This window comes from Ruegeria sp. BHSC026 (assembly GCF_059613065.1).
In genome coordinates, this window is record NZ_JBXWRV010000007.1 from 72,405 (window position 1) to 88,895 (window position 16,491).

Below are 16,491 nucleotides of genomic sequence, written 5' to 3' on the forward strand. Positions count from 1 at the left end.
CCTTCGCATGACGATCCGGCAGCGCCTGCAGGCCTTTGTCGAAAACCCGCGATTTGCGCAATTCATCACCGGCGTCATTCTGGTTAACGCGGTTCTGCTGGGCATGGAAACCTCGGACACGCTGATGGCGAAGTTCGGGCCGGTGATCGTGCTGCTCGATACCATCTGCCTGACCATCTTCGTGGCCGAGATCGCGATGAAACTGGTGGCCAACGGGCGCCGGTTTTTCCTCAATGGCTGGAACATTTTCGATTTCGTGATCGTCGGCATCGCCCTAGTCCCCGGCGGCGCCGGCATTTCGGTTCTGCGCGCGTTGCGGATCTTGCGGGTGCTGCGGGTGATCTCGGTCGCGCCGCGTCTGCGCCGGGTGGTCGAAGGGTTCATCCAGGCGCTGCCGGGCATGGGCAGCGTGTTCCTGCTGATGGCGATCCTGTTCTATATCGGCGCGGTGATATCGACCAAATTGTTCGGCGACAGCTTCCCCGACTGGTTCGGAGACCTCGGCCGCTCAGCCTATACCCTGTTCCAGATCATGACGCTGGAAAGCTGGTCGATGGGCATCGTGCGCCCGGTGATGGAGGTCTATCCCTATGCCTGGCTGTTTTTCGTGCCATTCATCATGGTCACAACCTTCGCGGTGGTGAACCTGCTGGTCGGTCTGATCGTGAATTCGATGCAGGATGCCCACCACGCCGAGGAAGGCGTCAGGACCGATGCCTATCGGGACGAGGTGCTCGAGCGGCTGGACTCGATCGAACGCCGCCTGACCGAACATATGAACAGCAAAAAGTGATTTCCGTTTCCGCCGGATTTTGGCATGATGCTGCAAAACGAGCAGGCAGTGAAATCATGGATCGTCGAGCATTTGGATTGGGTGCACTGGCAACACTGAGCCTTTCGGCTTGTGGAAGTGGGGGCCCTCGATTTCTGACCTACAACGGACCCGAGGTGACATCCATCGTTGTGAACAAGGGCGCGCGCAAGATGTACCTGCTGCATCACGAGCAGATCTTGCGCGAGTATGATGTCGAGCTTGGCTTCGCTCCAAGCGGCACAAAGGTCAAGCGCGGAGACGGCCGCACACCCGAAGGCACCTATCTGATCGACCGCCGCAACCCTCGCAGCCGATATCACCTGTCGGTCGGAATTTCCTATCCAAACGCGCAGGACGTCGCCAAGGCCAAGTCGATGGGGGTCGATCCCGGCGGCGACATCTTCATCCACGGCCAGCCGAACCTGCGCAAAGAGCGCAAGCGCGCGAAAAAGACCCCGGACTGGACCGCAGGCTGCATCGCCGTCAAGAATGACGAGATCGAAGAGATCTATGCCATGGTCAAGCCCGGCACGGTCATCACGCTGCGTCCGTGACCGGCCGCCAGTCGCCGAAACCGAACTGGACATAGTCGCGCTGATAGGCATCGGCCGCCAGCGCCTCGAGCCGGGCATCGTAGATCTGTTCCAGCCGATAGGGTGCATCCGGCTCTGACGAGGGCGGCGCGGGCGGTGCGCCGTGGCCAAACCTGCGCGCAAGATCCGGCAGGGCGGTTGCCATCTCATCCTCGCGCAGGATCAGGTCAGGCTGGACAAAGGCGGCGATGCCCTCCAGCACCTGCGCCTGGCTGCACCACAGCCCATCCACCCGGATCGGGGTCTGCCCCGCGAGGTTCAGCTTCAGAAACTCCAGAAACGCGGCAAAGGCCGCATGATGCTGATCCAGCGTATAATTCTGTTCGCGCAGCTGCCCCGGAATGGGCAGTTTGAACCGATTGCGCAGCGTGGCGCGGATGGCGGCATAGCTGCCCGGCCCGGTGGCAAGGATCTTGTTGCAGAATGTACTATGGGCGCGGGCCAGCGGGTGTCGCAGCACGGTGAATTTGCGATGCCCCGGGCGCGTCTTCATCCAGCGGCGCACCTGTTGCTGGTTGCGTCGGGTCAGCAGCCCGTCGGGCGGGCAGCCGTCCAGCGCGGCCAGCCAGTGGGTCACCGCCTGCTCGGGTCCGCCGCGCACCGGCAGATATATCAGCGGCGTGTCCGGAGCCGCGACATAGCGGGGCACGCCGGGGCCGCGGCGCGGTTCGAAGCTTGGTGGGCGGTGCAGGTTGAACCAATCGGTGTCGCGCAGCGCCTGTTGCATTTCCTCGGGGTTCGAGACCTTGGACAGGGCGGGTGCCGGATTCTGCGGTTTTAGGTCGGGGGCCAGCCGATCCAGCCGCGCAGCCACACCCAGCCAGGCGGCCAGCCCGTTCAGAACCTCCAGATCCGACAGGTCGTCATATCCGATGTGGAAGGCAACCTGTCCGGTGCGTTGCAGGTGGTTCAAGACCGCAAGGCGATGCTCCTGTCTCCGGTCCAGATAGTCGGCGAATTCCTGCGGATCGAAGGGCACCGTCGCATCGCGCCGCTGTTTCACGTTGGTCAGCTTCCACTGCTGGGTGGCGCGGGCGATCTTCAACGAGATGTAGCTGTCCAGCGGGTTGCGGGTCAGGATGATTTTGGCGCAGCGCGGATCGTCCAGCGCCAGCGCCAGCGCGCGCGGGTCGTGCGACGGAAAAAACCGGAACCCGTGCAGGCCGCCCGGTGCCCTGCGCACGGCCTGGATCACCGCGGCGGGGTCCTGGTCGCGCTGGTCGATGGAGAAACCCAGAACATGGGTCTCTTTCGGGTACCCGATAAAATGCGGGTTGAACAGCTCGCCATGGCAGGTCACGCCGTCCAACGCGTTCAAATGCGTCTCAAGTAGGTTCGAGCCGGTGCGCATGTCGGCCAGGATGATGAAATGGTCAAACGGGCTGGGCATTCCGGATCATTGCACCAGATAGGGCTTGTGATAAGACCGGGTCTGGCCGCCGAACACGTCGTCGACCGGAAAATCCCCCATCAGGAAGGGGTGCATGCCTTGGTTCTTTAGGTTCTGCAGGAATTTTCCGAACCCGGTCAGATCGACCATCCTGGGCGCTTCGATCAGGTGGCCCGGCTGCGACACGCCCATCTCGTCGATGACGGTCTGCAGATGCTCGATCGGGGATTCGAGGAATTCTGCCATCGACCAGATTCGCACCCGTGCCTTGGTCCAGACGGAATCGAGCACCTCGAGCTGCTCGCTCTCGATCTTCTGCAGCCGCGCGGCCTGGGCGCGGATTTCCCCGAAATTCTGGTTCGACCGGAACAGGGGCACCGCCCAGGCGCCGGTAACGACCGAAACCTGCGCGTTCTTGTCCCGCGCCAGGAACCAGTTGATCTTTTGCGTATCGGCGGGGCCGAACTGAAAGCACTGCCGCTCGCCGCGGGTGTTCCAGATCAGGTTCGACAGAAAGGCGGTTGGGTTGTAGTCACGCAGCGTCGCGCTGTCGCTGAGCGCGCCGTTGATGAGGGTTTCCCGGCCTGCGAACTCGGCCCGCTCGGGTGCGAACAGATGGCCATGGACCCGCGCGCCGGTGGTGTTTGACAGCCAGTCCTCGAAATCGACGAACAGCTCCGAAAATCCCTGAAACACCGAATAGGGGAACGCGGTCAGCCCGTTCTCGCTGCCGTGGCGGGGAAAGCGGCTTTGCATGTACAGCCCGTCGCGTCCGCGGGTGCGACGCTCGACCGCGCGGGAAAACACCCGGTCGATCTTGCCCGGATTGGGTTCGGCAGGTTTCAGCGCGCCGGGCTGGTCGGACAGGAACGCCTGGTACAGCCGGTCGGCTTGTGGCCAGATTTTGCGGGCGACGAAACAGTCGGACCGGCGCAGCAGCTGCAGGTGATCGTCATAGAAGATGTGCGGCCGGCCCTGGTAGTCGAATTTAGACAGGGTCAGCGAACGGCTTTCGATCTGAGTGGAATACAGCCGCGCCAGTGTCTGGAAATAGCTTTCGTCCGGAATCCAGACATGCCGGAAATAGCGATCGTAAATCGGGCGTTTCGGGTCCTGCAGGATCGCCGACAGCGTCTGGCGGGTCAAGCACCACCACTGGCTGCCCATGTGGGGCACCAACCCGTCGGGGATTCGCCGCCGGTAGCCGACTGCGCGTTGCAGCTTTACGAACCGGTCGAACAGCTTGCGGTGCTTGCGCCACGAGAACGGAAACCGCAGCGTGAACCGCTCGGCATCCAGCCCGCCCACGGTCCAGCTGACATCGGCGGTGGTGGCGCTTTCGATGAAGTCCGCGCGCGGCCGGTCAGCCAGATAGTCGATCAGGTCCTGTACCGGGCGCAGCGGCAGGCACGCGCCCGAGGACAGAAAGACGTGACGCACGCCCGGGAAGCGGTCCAGCATCAGTTCCGCGGCCGTCTGGGTGGCCGCGACGATCCCCCAGCCGCCCCAGTGACAGACATGGCGGTCACAGAACACGATCAGCGGATCATCGGCGCAGGCCGACACGAAATCGTCATGCACCTGTCGGGCGACCTTACGATCGACATGGATCACCACAGGGCATCCCGCAGCCGTCCAGTGCCGGGCCACCTGTTCGGCCCGGCCCAGCGCGGTATGGACCAGCATGATGATGCCCAAGCTGCCATTCATGCCCAGTTCCCCTTGGACATCAGGCCCAGAATCTCGAGCTGGCGCCAGTTGATGTATTTCTCGGACCATTTGCACCAGAAGACAGGCCGGTTTTCCAGCTCGGCCAGATAGGCCTTGTATTCCGCCGACCCGCGATAGTGCTGGCCCCGCCGCAGCTCTTCCTGCACCTTGGTTCCCAGGGTGTCGATCAGCTTGGCATGCAGCAAGGCGCCGCTGGCCTTTTCTCCGCCCCATTCGTCATAGACCTGGTTCAGGCCGCGCGGCAGCAAGGCATGGGTCGAACTGACATAGACATATCGCCGGTCCCATCTGACCAGCGGGATCTTGTTCAGGGCCGGGGCCTTTTCCGGCCGGTCCCGGAAGAACATGCGCGCGCGCGGGCCACCCTGGATCCAGAGGTTGCCGTACACGGGGTTTTTGCTGATCACATAGTTGCCCGAGTCGAACCAGGGCGCGATTTCGAACGGGTCCTGACCTTCGTGATACGGGGCCTCCTGGATCGGGCCTTCGGGGTACATGTCCAACAGCATGGTGCCGAAGCTGCGCACCCCGGTGCCGTCCAGCCAGTCGGTCAGCGCGCGCAGCGGGCGCGTGTCGCAGAAGGGATAGACGAAGAACTCATCCGGATCGACGGTCAGGACCCAGTGGCCATGCGCGTATCGGCGCAGCAGGTGGTTGGACCAGTCAACCCCGAATGTGGCCCGGCGATAGCTGGCCGCCGTATGCCAGACCGAGACGTCGGGCTGCTGTGCCAGGTATTCCAGCGTGCCGTCATCGCTGTCATTGTCCACGAACAGAAAGTGGTCGATGCCCAGCTTGCGGTAGTAGGACAGGAACCAGGGCAGGCGGATCTTTTCGTTGCGCACCACGCTCATCAACAGGATGTCGTCCGAGCGGATCTGGCGGGTCTTGTCCTGAACGGGTTTCAGATCGCGGCCGCGGCGGGCGCAACGCAACAGACGGCGCTTGCGCCGCAGTCTCATCCGATAGGAATCCAAAAGGCTCACGCGACTGCCCAACCTTTTTCCTTACGCGAGCATGCCCGGGGCTGGTTGCGGCCAGAGTGGTGCCGGGCAATGACGTTTTATGACATTTTCGCACCTTGCAAGGCAATCTATTTAAATGGCGTTATCCAGACAGGGGTTTTCCGGGTGCGGAGTTCCCCCTTCAACGCCAGCCGCCCGAAGACATCAGCCCCAACGCCTGCAGATGCGCCCAGCCCGCAAAGCGCTCGGAACGGGCGGTCCACAAGTCAGGTCCGGCGATGATGCCATCATAGTATGGCCCGAATTGGTCGGGATCGTGAAAATGCTGGCGCCTGCGCTTTTCCTCCTGCGATTTGGCGACGACCTGCGGCAGGAACTTGGTGTGCAGCAGCACCCCCGAAGGCGCCTCGCCCCCCGGCCCGTGATAGGCATGGTTCAGATGCCGGGGCAGCGCCGAGTGGCAGGAATTCACATAGGCGAACCGGCGGTTCCACTTGACCAAGGGGATCTTGTTCAACGTCGGCGCCCGCTCGGGCCGGTCGGCAAAGAAAACCCGGTCACGCACCCCGCCTTGCACCCACAAATTGCCCAGCGGCTGTTGCCGCCGCACGCGATAGGGGCCGGGGTCGAACCAGGGCAGGGTCTCGGTCGGGTCGGTATCGGGGTCGTGCGTCTGGCTGCCCAGCGGTCCCTTGGGATAAAGGTCGAGCATCAGCGCGCCGAAAGCCAGCTGCCCGTTTCCGTCCAGCCATCGGGTCAGGTCATGCAGGGTGCGGCTGTCGTGATGGGCATAGATCAGCAGTTCGTCGGCATCCACCATCAGGGTCCAGTGGCCATGGCCATAGCGCATCTGCAACCAGGTCAGCCAGTCCAGCCCGAACCGCGCCTCGCGATAGCTGGCCCCGGTCTGCCACAGCGAAACGTCCGGCTGGTTGAGCAGGTAGGTGACCGAGCCGTCATTGCTGCCGTTGTCGACCATCAGGAAATGATCGACCCCCAGCCGGCGATAGTGGCGCAGGAACCAAGGAAGGCGCTCCATCTCGTTGCGTAGGGTGGTAAAGGCCAGAATGTCGGTGGGCGCGATCAGCCGGGTCTTGTCCGAAACCGGCGTCAGCGCGTGGCGGCTGCGGAAGGACCGCCACAACAGGCGCTTGCGTTTCAGGCGCAGGCGGTATCTGCGAATCCAGCCCGGGGCGTTTTCGTCATGATGGTGCGCGGCGCCCATGGCACGATCACTTTTCGTAATGGCCATTCTGATGCCAGCGCCAGGCATCGGCGATCATCACTTCCAGCCGCGACCGTTTGGGCCGCCAGCCCAGTTCGGCCTCGGCCCGGGTCGAGCCTGAAACCAGCTTGGTGCAGTCGCCCGCCCGGCGCGGACCGACATTGAAGGGCACCTCGCGGTTGGTCACGCTGTGCGACTGCGCGATCACCTCTTTTACTGAAAACCCGGTGCCGGTGCCCAGATTGAACACTCGGCTGCCCTTGCTCTGTTCCAGCCAGCGCAGGCCCAGTACATGCGCATCCACAAGGTCGCAGACATGGACATAGTCGCGGATGCAGGTGCCGTCGGGCGTGTCGTAATCTGTGCCGTAGACGGTCAGCGCGTCGCGCTTGCCGTCGATCGCGTCCAACAGCAGCGGAACCAGATGGGTCTCGGGGCGGTGGAACTCGCCCACGTCGCCGTCAGGGTCGGCACCAGCCACGTTGAAATAGCGAAAGATCACGTGGTTCAGCCCGTGCGCCTGTTCGAAATCGCGCAGGATATCCTCAATCGCACGTTTCGAGGAGCCATAGGCGTTCAGCGGGTGTTGCGGCGTGGTTTCGTCCAGCACCACGTTGTCCTGGTCGCCATAGGTTGCGCAGGTGGACGAGAAAACGAAATCCAGGCAACCGGCGGCCACGGCCGCCTCGATCAGGTTCAGTGATCCGGTTACGTTGTTGCGCCAGTACCGGCCCGGCTCGCTCATGGCTTCGCCGACTTGGCTGAGCGCGGCGAAATGCATCACCGCCGCCGGTTGGTACTTGGCAAAGACCTGATCCAGCCGCGCGCGGTCCAGCAGATCGCCCTGTTCGAACGGGCCGAATTTCACCGCATCCTGCCAGCCGGTGACAAGGTTGTCATAGGTCACGGGCACATAGCCCGCCTGCGCCAGCGCCTTGCAGGCATGAGATCCGATATATCCGGCACCGCCGGTCACGAGTATGTTTGTCATCCGTGGTCCTGCCGAATGTCTGCCGCTCATGGGCAAATTGCTGCGCTGCCCGCGCGGAACGGGGAATCTGCGCCTATTCCAACCCCATCGCGGCCATCATACTTTCGATTTTGGCCACGTCCTGCGGATTGTTCAACTCCCAGAACTGGCGGCCTTTTGCCTCGACCTCGACACACAGAACCTTGCGTCCGTTTTCCATGAACCGCAGCTGTTCCAGCCCCTCGAGCCGTTCCAGCGGCCCGACCGGCCAACCCGGATAGGCGGCCAGCGCGTCGGGGCGGTAGGCATAGACGCCCACATGATGGAACACCGGCGTCGGATCCGACCCGGCATAGGTGTCGGCGGTGAAGGGGATCACTTCCTTCGAGAAATAGAGCGCGCTGTGATCGGTCGCGAAGACGGCCGTGGTGCCGCCCACCCGGCCGTGCCTGCGGTCGTTCAGCAGCCCGTTCAGCGCCTCGCCGTCGCACCGCAGCACCGGCGTGGCCACGCCGGCCTCAGGCGCAGCGCGCAGGCCATTGACCAAATCCTCGATGAACCAATGCGGGGTCAGGGGGGCGTCGCCTTGCAGGTTGACCACGATCTCGTATCCGCCGCCCAGCCTGTCATGCGCCTCGGCGCAGCGTTCGGTGCCGTTGGCGCAGCTTTCTGAGGTCATCACCACCTCGGCGCCAAAGCCCTCGGCCGCAGCGCGGATGCGGTCGTCATCGGTGGCCACCACCACCCTGTCGACGCCCGAGACCGACATGGCCGCGCGCCAGGACCGCTCGATAAGGGTCATAGGCTTTCCCGTTGCGCCGGTCAGCGGCACCAGCGGTTTGCCCGGATAGCGGGTCGAGGCATAGCGGGCGGGGATCGCGATCAGAACCGACATCAGGCCTCCTTGAGTTCGACGCCCGGGGCATAGGCAATAAAGAACGGGTTGGCATAACCCTCCTTGCCGTAGGTCAGCGGCGTGTGGTCGTCGAAACGCACCACATGGCCCCCGGCTCCGGCCAGCACCGCGTGGCCTGCGGCGGTGTCCCACTCCATGGTTCGCCCGACACGCGGGTAGAGGTCGGCCTCGCCCGTGGCCACCAGGCAGAATTTCAGCGACGAGCCCGCCGACTTGCTGTCTTTGACCTGGTATTTGTTGATGTAGTCATCCGTGGCCTGATCGCGATGCGATTTCGAGGCCACCACCAAAAGCGCCGAATTGTCCGGATCAGAGACTGAAATCGGCGTGACCTCACCTGGTTTGTCCTTGTCCAAGGCGTCGGTCTCCTCGACCGAGCGGCCATCGGCCAGGGTATAGAACATGCGCCCGCGGGCCGGGGCATAGACCACGCCGCGGGTGGGCACGCCGTTTTCGACCAGCGCGATGTTCACGGTGAAATCCCCGCGCCGGTTGATGAATTCCTTGGTGCCGTCCAGCGGATCGACGATTAGAAAGGTGTCGCCTTGCTGGCTGTGCGACGCGGCCTGTTCCTCGGTCACCAGCAGGATGTCGGGGAAGGCGGCGCGCAGCCCGGCCGAGATCAGCGCATCGGCGGCTTCGTCAGCTTCGGTCACTGGGCTGGAATCGGATTTGACCTTCACGTCAAAATCATCGGCATCGTAGATCTCCATGATCTTGTCGCCCGCTTCCAGGGCCAGGCGTCTGATCACGGGGATGAGGTCGTCATAGGTCACAAAAATGCTCCGTTTCCATGGTTTGTTGATCCGAAAACCTGACGAACTTATGCTGTGCCGGATACGGAACGGCAAGGAATTCGTGCCAGGCTGTCGGAACAAACCCGGGAAAGAGCGTTCGAGTGTTCTATTACAAGCGCAGCAGCAGTCTGCTTGGCAGCGCCTTCACCACGGCGGAACTGGTGTTCCACGCCGTCGTGCGCAACATCCGCTCGCAGCACAGCAACGCCGTTCTGGCCATCGTGATGAACATCCTGCAGGTCGTGCTGCTGGCCAGCGTATTCTACCTGATCATGTCTTTCATGGGTGCCCGGGTGGCCAAGATCCGCGGCGAGTTCATCCTGTACCTGCTGTCGGGCATTTTCCTGTTCATGACCCATATCAAGGCGGTGGGCGCGATCGCCTCGTTGGGGGGCACCAACAACCCGATGATGCTGCATTCGCCGATGAACATGATGGTGCTGCTGCTGGCGGCGGCTTTCGGCGCGCTGTATACGCAGATCGTGTCGATCCTGGTGATCCTGTTCGTCTACAGCGTGGCGGTTACCCCGATCGAGATGCAGGACCCCGGCGGCGCCTTCGCGATGTTGGTGCTGGCTTGGTACACGGGCTGTTCCGTGGGGCTGGTGTTCATGGCGCTCAAGCCGTGGCTGCCGACGGTGTCCCTGATGCTCAGCAACGTCTATCGGCGGTTGAACATGGTGTTTTCCGGCAAGATGTTCGTCGCCAACGCGTTGGGCGGCTATTTGCTGGCGATGTTTGCCTGGAACCCGCTGTTCCACGCGATCGATCAGTGCCGCGGGTTCATCTTTCGCAACTATTTCCCGCGCAACACCAGCTGGGAATATGCGCTTTGGGTCGGCATCGCGCTGATGATGATCGGCCTGCTGGGTGAATTCTATACACGCAAGCACATCTCGAAAAGCTGGGACGCCCGGCGCTAGGTCGCCACGCGCAGGGTCAGGTTGATGCGGCCACCCCGGGGCAGCAGGCGCGACGACCCGAACCGGATCCGGTCGATTCCGTGATAGGCCAGCCGTGCGGGGCCGCCCATGACCACCACGTCGCCCGAGTTCAGCCACACGGATTCGGTTTTTCCGCCGCGGGTGGTGTTGCCGATGCGGAACAGAGCGTCATCCCCCAATGAGATTGACACGACCGGCCACGAGAAATCGGCCTCGTCCCTGTCCTGGTGCAGGCCCATGCGGGCGCCTTCGCCGTAATAGTTGATCAGGCAGCAGTCCGGGTCGCGGTCCAGCGCGGTCACCTCGCGCCAGATGGTCAGGATCGGCTGCGGGATGTCCGGCCAGGGCATGCCTTTGGGGTGCGCGCCCTGGTAGCGGTATCCGCGGCCGTCCGACACCCAGCCCAACGGCCCGGCCGAGGTCATGCGCACCGACATTTTGCGCCCCGAGGCCGTGCTGGGATGAAACAGCGGCGCGGCTTTCAGAACCGGTCGCAAGGCGTCGACCAGCTGTTGCTGGGCGGCGCCGTCCAGATGACCTTTTCTGATGTCGAATCCGCGTAAATTCAGGCGCGTCACGGCAGAAACCTCATTCCTTTCGAAATCCTTGCCAAAAAAGGCCCAAGATTCCCGAAAACCTGCATTTCACAGTGCTTGCAGGCCTTGGGCCTCGCCCTTATATACGCCGGGACGCGCGAGGGTGTAGAGCCACCGCGCCCAACAGATCGGGGCTGGGATGCCATAACGGGTTCTGGCCTCGGGACATCGCCTTGAAAAGAAAGGGATCGAAATAATGGGAAAAGTAATCGGGATTGACCTCGGGACCACCAACTCGTGTGTGGCCATCATGGACGGCTCGCAGCCGAAGGTCATCGAAAACGCAGAAGGGGCGCGGACCACGCCCTCGATCGTCGCCTTCACCGAGAATGAGCGACTGGTCGGACAGCCGGCAAAACGCCAGGCGGTCACCAACCCTGAAAACACGATTTTCGGCGTCAAGCGCCTGATCGGCCGCCGGGTCGACGACCCCGAGGTCGAAAAAGACAAGAAAATGGTGCCCTATCGCATCATCGACGGCGGCAACGGCGACGCATGGGTCGAAGCCCGCGGCGAAAAGTACTCCCCAAGCCAGATTTCGGCTTTCATCCTGGGCAAGATGAAGGAAACTGCTGAAAGCTACTTGGGTGAGGAAGTCACGCAGGCCGTCATCACCGTTCCGGCCTATTTCAACGACGCCCAGCGTCAGGCCACCAAGGATGCCGGCAAGATCGCCGGCCTGGAAGTGCTGCGGATCATCAACGAGCCTACCGCCGCCGCGCTGGCCTATGGCCTGGACAAGAAAGACAGCCAGACCATCGCGGTCTATGACCTTGGCGGTGGTACTTTCGACGTGACCATCCTGGAAATCGACGACGGCCTGTTCGAGGTCAAGTCGACCAACGGTGACACCTTCCTGGGTGGTGAAGACTTTGACATGCGCATCGTCAACTACCTGGCCGAAGAGTTCAAAAAGGAACACGGCGTCGACCTGAGCCAGGACAAGATGGCGCTGCAGCGTCTGAAGGAAGCCGCAGAAAAGGCCAAGATCGAGCTCAGCTCGACCACCCAGACCGAGATCAACCAGCCGTTCATCTCGATGGGTTCGAACGGCCAGCCGCTGCACATGGTCATGAAACTGACCCGTGCCAAGCTGGAATCGCTGGTCGGTGACCTGATCAAGAAATCGCTCAAGCCGTGCCAGGCCGCTCTGAAAGACGCCGGCATCTCGGCCAGCGACGTGGACGAGGTGGTTCTGGTCGGTGGTATGACCCGGATGCCGAAGGTCATCGAAGAGGTGACCAAGTTCTTCGGCAAAGAGCCCCACAAGGGCGTGAACCCTGATGAAGTCGTGGCCATGGGTGCTGCTATCCAAGCCGGCGTTCTGCAAGGCGACGTCAAGGACGTGGTCCTGCTGGATGTGACCCCGCTGTCGCTGGGCATCGAAACCCTGGGCGGCGTGTTCACCCGTCTGATCGACCGCAACACCACGATCCCGACCAAGAAGTCTCAGGTATTCTCGACCGCCGAGGACAACCAGAACGCGGTGACCATCCGGGTGTTCCAGGGTGAACGCGAAATGGCGGCCGACAACAAGCTGCTGGGTCAGTTCAACCTTGAAGACATCCCGCCGGCTCCGCGCGGCATGCCTCAGATCGAGGTGACTTTCGACATCGACGCCAACGGCATCGTTTCGGTTTCGGCCAAGGACAAGGGCACCGGCAAAGAGCAGAAGATCACCATCCAGGCTTCGGGCGGTCTGTCGGAAGACGACATCGAACGGATGGTCAAGGATGCTGAAGAGAACGCCGAGGCCGACCGCAAGCGCAAGGAGCTGGTCGAGGCCAAGAACCAAGCCGAAAGCCTGATCCATGCGACCGAGAAATCGATCGAGGAGCATGGCGACAAGGTCGATCCGTCGACCATCGAGGCGATCGAACTGGCCGTGGCCGCGCTTAAGGACGAATTGGAATCGGACAATGCCGACAAGATCAAGTCGGGCATCCAGAACGTGACCGAAGCGTCCATGAAGCTGGGCGAGGCGATCTACAAGGCGCAGTCTGAAGAGGCCAGCGAAGAACCGACCGCCGCCGATGCGGGCCCCGGCGATGACGACATCGTCGATGCCGAGTTCGAAGATCTGGACGATGACAAGCGCACCTAACGGCTAACCGGGCCAGTTCGGGCCGGTCCGGATACCGGGCCGGCCCGTTTTACGTTGAGGCAGAAGGAAACACCGATGTCAAAACGCTGCTATTACGAAGTGCTCGGCGTATCCAAGGGCGCTTCGGCGGAAGAGATCAAGAAGGCCTTTCGCCGAAAGGCGAAGGAGCTGCATCCCGACCGCAACAAGGACAACCCAGAGGCCGAGGCACTGTTCAAAGAGGCCAACGAGGCCTATGACATCCTGCGCGATGCCGACAAGAAAGCCGCTTATGACCGGTTCGGTCACGCGGCCTTTGAGAACGGCACCGGCGGTGCGCGCCCGGGTGGCGGTTTTGGCTCGGGCGATTTTTCCAGCGCCTTTTCCGACGTGTTCGACGATCTGTTCGGCGATTTCATGGGCGGCCGGCAGGGCGGTGGGCGCCGGGCCGCGCGGGGGTCCGACCTGCGCTACAATCTGCGCGTGACCTTGGAAGAGGCCTACTCGGGGCTGCAGAAAACCATCAACGTGCCGACCGCCGTGGCCTGTTCGTCCTGCGAAGGCACCGGCGCCGAAGGCGGGGTCGAACCCACCACCTGCCCGACCTGTTCGGGCATGGGTAAGGTGCGCGCGCAACAGGGCTTTTTCACCGTCGAGCGCAGTTGCCCGACCTGTGCGGGCCTGGGCCAGATCATCAAGAACCCCTGCAAATCCTGCCACGGCTCGGGTCGGGTCGAGAAGGAACGCGCGCTGTCGGTCAACATTCCGGCAGGTGTCGAAACCGGAACCCGCATCCGCCTGGCGGGCGAAGGCGAAGCCGGCATGCGCGGCGGTCCTCCGGGCGACCTCTACATCTTTGTCGAGGTGACGCCGCACAAGCTTTTCGAGCGGGATGGCATGAACCTGTATTGCCGGGTCCCGGTCAGCATGGCCAAGGCGGCGCTGGGCGGCTCGATCGAAGTGCCCACCATCGACGGTGGCCGCGGCCGGGTGCAGATTCCGGCCGGCAGCCAGTCGGGCCGGCAGATGCGTCTGCGCGGCAAGGGCATGCCTGCGCTGAGGGGCGGCGGTGTCGGGGACATGTTCATCGAACTGGCGGTCGAGACCCCGGTCAACCTGACCGCGCGGCAGAAAGAACTGCTGAAGGAGTTTGACGAGCTGGGCGAAGACAACCACCCGGAATCCAAGAGCTTCTTCTCATCCGTCAAATCCTTCTGGGAGCGGATGCAAAGCTGATCCCAGTGTTTCAGACAGCCAAGGGCCGGCGAAACATCGCCGGCCTTTTTCGTTCTGAGTCCAGTTTGGTCCGAAACTGCGCGGAATTGGCCCTTGATTCCTCGCCCCAGCCTTGAGAATGTTCGCCCAACCGTTGGGGTGCCCCGAACCCGGGGCTGAGAGGCGCGCGAGCCAACCCATCGAACCTGATCCGGGCAATACCGGCGGAGGGAACGGTCTAAAACACTCAGACGTTTTCCATGCCCGCGTTGCCCAAGATGAATGGAGCAACGAGATGGCGCATATCGCTTTGACCATCGCGGGATCCGACAGCGGCGGAGGGGCCGGCATTCAGGCCGACCTCAAGGCGATGTCGGCGCTGGGTGTGTTCGGTGCCAGTGTCATCACCGCCGTCACCGCCCAGAACACGCAGGCGGTCACCGCCGTACATGGCATCCCGCTGGACATGATCGCCGCGCAGATCGATGCGGTTCTGTCCGATCTGGACGTGCGCGCGGTCAAGATCGGCATGTTGGCCACGCCCGAGATCATCCAGACCGTCGCCGACGGCCTTTCCGGCTTTGCCGGGCCCATCGTGCTGGACCCTGTGATGATCGCCAAATCGGGCGATGCGCTGCTGGCGCGCGAGGCGGTGCAGACATTGCGCGAAGTGCTGCTGCCCCGCGCCACCGTCCTGACCCCGAACCTGCCCGAGGCGGCCTGCCTGCTGGATCAGATGGTTGCGGAGACCACAGACGAAATGACCGCGCAAGGCCATGCCCTGTGCGATCTGGGTGCGGGCGCGGTTCTGATGAAGGGCGGGCATGGCAAGGGCGATGTCTGCCGGGATCTGCTGGTATCTCAGGATGGGGTCGTCGCTCAGTTCGAGGCCCCGCGGGTGAACACGAAGAACACGCATGGCACGGGTTGCACCCTGTCTTCGTCCATCGCGGCGGGATTGGCCAAGGGGCTGGGGCTGGCGGATGCCGCTGCACAGGCACATTCCTATCTTCAGGGCGCAATTGCGGCGGCGGACGGTCTTGCAGTCGGGCACGGGCATGGCCCCGTTCACCATTTCTATCGGGTCTGGGAGGCGTGACGGTCTGGTCCGTCATAGGTGCCGGGGTGGCCGGGCTGGCCGTGGCCTCGGAACTGGTCGCGCGGGGTGCGCAGGTACGGGTGTTTGACCCCGGCGGGCCTCCCGGTCCGCATGGCTGTTCGTGGTGGGCCGGTGGCATGTTGGCGCCCTGGTGCGAATATGAAAATGCCGAGGAACCCGTGCTGCGACTGGGGCAACAGGCCATCGACTGGTGGGCAGCCCGCACTCCGGTCACGCGGCAAGGAACGCTGGTTGTGGCCAACATGCGAGACCTGCCCGACCTGCGCCGATTTGCCCGCCGGACTGAGGGGTTCACGCTGGTCGATCAAGCGAAAATTGCTGAATTAGAGCCTGATTTGCACGGTTTTTCCCAAGGCCTGTTCTTCGCAGATGAGGCCCATCTGGACCCTCGCCGCGCGCTGCAGGACCTGTATCGCGGCCTTCAGGATAAGGGCGTCGCATTCCATCGCAAGCTGGCTCCGTCGCGGCTGGACAACGCCATCGACTGCCGTGGCCTGCACGCGCGCGACATCCTTCACGACCTGCGCGGCGTGAAGGGGGAAATGCTGGTGATCCGCTGCCCCGACGTGACGCTGACCCGTCCCGTGCGGCTTCTACATCCTCGGATGCCGCTCTATGTCGTGCCGCGGGGCGAGGGCGTCTACATGCTGGGCGCCACGATGATCGAATCCGAGGACAGCAGCCGGATCACTGCGCGCTCGATGCTGGAACTGCTCAGCGCGGCCTATGCGCTGAACCCGGCCTTCGGCGAGGCCGAGGTGCTGGAAATCGGGGTCGATCTGCGCCCGGCCTTTCCCGACAACCTGCCGCGCATCCGCCGGCTGGGGCGGACGATCTATGCCAATGGCCTCTATCGCCATGGCTACCTGCTGGCCCCGGCCTTGGCCCGGGGCGTGGCCGATCTGGCGCTCGAGAACACACATTCGGAGATGGTCGATGAAGATCGTGCTTAATGGCGAACCGCGCGAGGTGCGCGCCGAAACCCTTGGTGAATTGCTGGCGGAATGCGGGTTTTCCGGCCGAGTCGCCACTGCGGTGAACGAGGAATTTGTGCCCTCGGGCCTGCGCATCGCCCACAAACTGGCCGAGGGCGACCGGGTCGAGGTCGTTGCACCGATGCAAGGGGGCTGAG

Annotated in this window: 16 protein-coding genes and 1 riboswitch; of the genes, 8 read left to right on the forward strand and 8 right to left on the reverse strand. The window is 63.0% G+C overall.

Annotated elements, in window-relative coordinates; all coding sequences use genetic code 11:
* Positions 1-7 precede the first annotated feature (7 nt).
* Together AC2FME_RS11020 and AC2FME_RS11025 are read left to right on the forward strand one after the other, a co-directional pair.
* Entirely contained in the window at positions 8-793 is a 786-nt protein-coding gene (locus AC2FME_RS11020; RefSeq protein ID WP_496681584.1) for an ion transporter, read from the forward strand.
* Between the two features lie 56 nt (positions 794-849).
* Positions 850-1,368, forward strand: coding sequence for a L,D-transpeptidase family protein (locus tag AC2FME_RS11025; protein ID WP_496681582.1), 519 nt, complete (start codon positions 850-852; stop codon positions 1,366-1,368).
* Here AC2FME_RS11025 and AC2FME_RS11030 read toward each other — a convergent pair.
* The 7 genes from AC2FME_RS11030 to cysQ form a co-directional block, all read right to left on the reverse strand.
* Positions 1,352-2,797, reverse strand: coding sequence for a nodulation protein NodH (locus AC2FME_RS11030; RefSeq protein WP_496800448.1), 1,446 nt, complete (start codon positions 2,795-2,797; stop codon positions 1,352-1,354). The two genes, AC2FME_RS11025 and AC2FME_RS11030, sit on opposite strands and share 17 nt — an antisense overlap.
* Before the next feature lie 6 nt (positions 2,798-2,803).
* Positions 2,804-4,507, reverse strand: coding sequence for a DUF5927 domain-containing protein (locus tag AC2FME_RS11035; RefSeq protein ID WP_496800449.1), 1,704 nt, complete (start codon positions 4,505-4,507; stop codon positions 2,804-2,806).
* Positions 4,504-5,490: a glycosyltransferase family 2 protein gene (locus tag AC2FME_RS11040; protein WP_496711008.1), complete on the reverse strand. Its 987-nt coding sequence runs from the start codon at positions 5,488-5,490 to the stop codon at positions 4,504-4,506. Before AC2FME_RS11040 ends, AC2FME_RS11035 begins: the two co-directional genes overlap by 4 nt.
* Before the next feature lie 184 nt (positions 5,491-5,674).
* Entirely contained in the window at positions 5,675-6,718 is a 1,044-nt protein-coding gene (locus AC2FME_RS11045) for a glycosyltransferase family 2 protein (protein ID WP_496800494.1), read from the reverse strand.
* Positions 6,719-6,725: 7 nt separating this feature from the next.
* The gene (gene galE, locus AC2FME_RS11050; RefSeq protein WP_496800450.1) at positions 6,726-7,709 is read right to left on the reverse strand and encodes a UDP-glucose 4-epimerase GalE; all 984 of its coding nucleotides are present in this window, start codon (positions 7,707-7,709) and stop codon (positions 6,726-6,728) included.
* A gap of 73 nt (positions 7,710-7,782) precedes the next feature.
* Positions 7,783-8,583: a 3-deoxy-manno-octulosonate cytidylyltransferase family protein gene (locus AC2FME_RS11055; protein WP_496681572.1), complete on the reverse strand. Its 801-nt coding sequence runs from the start codon at positions 8,581-8,583 to the stop codon at positions 7,783-7,785.
* Positions 8,583-9,380 (reverse strand): 3'(2'),5'-bisphosphate nucleotidase CysQ, encoded by a 798-nt coding sequence (cysQ, locus tag AC2FME_RS11060; protein WP_496681569.1) that lies wholly within the window; start codon positions 9,378-9,380, stop codon positions 8,583-8,585. Before cysQ ends, AC2FME_RS11055 begins: the two co-directional genes overlap by 1 nt.
* A 122-nt stretch (positions 9,381-9,502) precedes the next feature.
* On the opposite strand from cysQ, the gene AC2FME_RS11065 reads away from it, so the two are divergent.
* The gene (locus AC2FME_RS11065; protein ID WP_496681567.1) at positions 9,503-10,324 is read left to right on the forward strand and encodes an ABC transporter permease; all 822 of its coding nucleotides are present in this window, start codon (positions 9,503-9,505) and stop codon (positions 10,322-10,324) included.
* On the opposite strand, the gene AC2FME_RS11070 is transcribed toward AC2FME_RS11065, so the two are convergent.
* Positions 10,321-10,923, reverse strand: coding sequence for an alpha-ketoglutarate-dependent dioxygenase AlkB family protein (locus AC2FME_RS11070; protein ID WP_496687820.1), 603 nt, complete (start codon positions 10,921-10,923; stop codon positions 10,321-10,323). The genes AC2FME_RS11065 and AC2FME_RS11070 overlap by 4 nt on opposite strands.
* A gap of 214 nt (positions 10,924-11,137) precedes the next feature.
* Here AC2FME_RS11070 and dnaK point away from each other — a divergent pair, with 214 nt between their 5' ends.
* The 5 genes from dnaK to thiS all read left to right on the forward strand — a co-directional run bounded on the left by dnaK (position 11,138) and on the right by thiS (position 16,490).
* A complete protein-coding gene (gene dnaK / locus AC2FME_RS11075) occupies positions 11,138-13,045 on the forward strand; it encodes a molecular chaperone DnaK (RefSeq protein WP_496681563.1) in 1,908 nt (635 codons plus the stop codon).
* Between the two features lie 75 nt (positions 13,046-13,120).
* Complete coding sequence (gene dnaJ / locus AC2FME_RS11080) at positions 13,121-14,260, forward strand: molecular chaperone DnaJ (protein ID WP_496681560.1); 1,140 nt, start codon at positions 13,121-13,123, stop codon at positions 14,258-14,260.
* Between the two features lie 124 nt (positions 14,261-14,384).
* Positions 14,385-14,489, forward strand: a riboswitch (TPP riboswitch).
* A 45-nt stretch (positions 14,490-14,534) separates the two neighbouring features.
* Positions 14,535-15,338, forward strand: a complete 804-nt coding sequence (thiD, locus tag AC2FME_RS11085; protein WP_496800451.1) for a bifunctional hydroxymethylpyrimidine kinase/phosphomethylpyrimidine kinase — start codon at positions 14,535-14,537, stop codon at positions 15,336-15,338.
* Entirely contained in the window at positions 15,335-16,312 is a 978-nt protein-coding gene (locus AC2FME_RS11090; protein ID WP_496800452.1) for an FAD-dependent oxidoreductase, read from the forward strand. Before thiD ends, AC2FME_RS11090 begins: the two co-directional genes overlap by 4 nt.
* Complete coding sequence (thiS, locus tag AC2FME_RS11095) at positions 16,296-16,490, forward strand: sulfur carrier protein ThiS (protein ID WP_496687813.1); 195 nt, start codon at positions 16,296-16,298, stop codon at positions 16,488-16,490. Before AC2FME_RS11090 ends, thiS begins: the two co-directional genes overlap by 17 nt.
* Position 16,491: the final 1 nt, after the last annotated feature.

Bases quoted from the DNA above. Each gene is read 5' to 3' on its own strand.
- dnaK (WP_496681563.1), top strand. From the start codon at position 11,138: ATGGGAAAAGTAATCGGGATTGACCTCGGGACCACCAACTCGTGTGTG.
- AC2FME_RS11025 (WP_496681582.1), top strand. From the start codon at position 850: ATGGATCGTCGAGCATTTGGATTGGGTGCACTGGCAACACTGAGCCTT.
- galE (WP_496800450.1), bottom strand. From the start codon at position 7,709: ATGACAAACATACTCGTGACCGGCGGTGCCGGATATATCGGATCTCAT.
- thiS (WP_496687813.1), top strand. From the start codon at position 16,296: ATGAAGATCGTGCTTAATGGCGAACCGCGCGAGGTGCGCGCCGAAACC.
- AC2FME_RS11045 (WP_496800494.1), bottom strand. From the start codon at position 6,718: ATGGGCGCCGCGCACCATCATGACGAAAACGCCCCGGGCTGGATTCGC.
- thiD (WP_496800451.1), top strand. From the start codon at position 14,535: ATGGCGCATATCGCTTTGACCATCGCGGGATCCGACAGCGGCGGAGGG.
- dnaJ (WP_496681560.1), top strand. From the start codon at position 13,121: ATGTCAAAACGCTGCTATTACGAAGTGCTCGGCGTATCCAAGGGCGCT.
- AC2FME_RS11030 (WP_496800448.1), bottom strand. From the start codon at position 2,797: ATGCCCAGCCCGTTTGACCATTTCATCATCCTGGCCGACATGCGCACC.
- AC2FME_RS11055 (WP_496681572.1), bottom strand. From the start codon at position 8,583: ATGTCGGTTCTGATCGCGATCCCCGCCCGCTATGCCTCGACCCGCTAT.
- AC2FME_RS11040 (WP_496711008.1), bottom strand. From the start codon at position 5,490: ATGAGACTGCGGCGCAAGCGCCGTCTGTTGCGTTGCGCCCGCCGCGGC.
- AC2FME_RS11035 (WP_496800449.1), bottom strand. From the start codon at position 4,507: ATGAATGGCAGCTTGGGCATCATCATGCTGGTCCATACCGCGCTGGGC.
- AC2FME_RS11020 (WP_496681584.1), top strand. From the start codon at position 8: ATGACGATCCGGCAGCGCCTGCAGGCCTTTGTCGAAAACCCGCGATTT.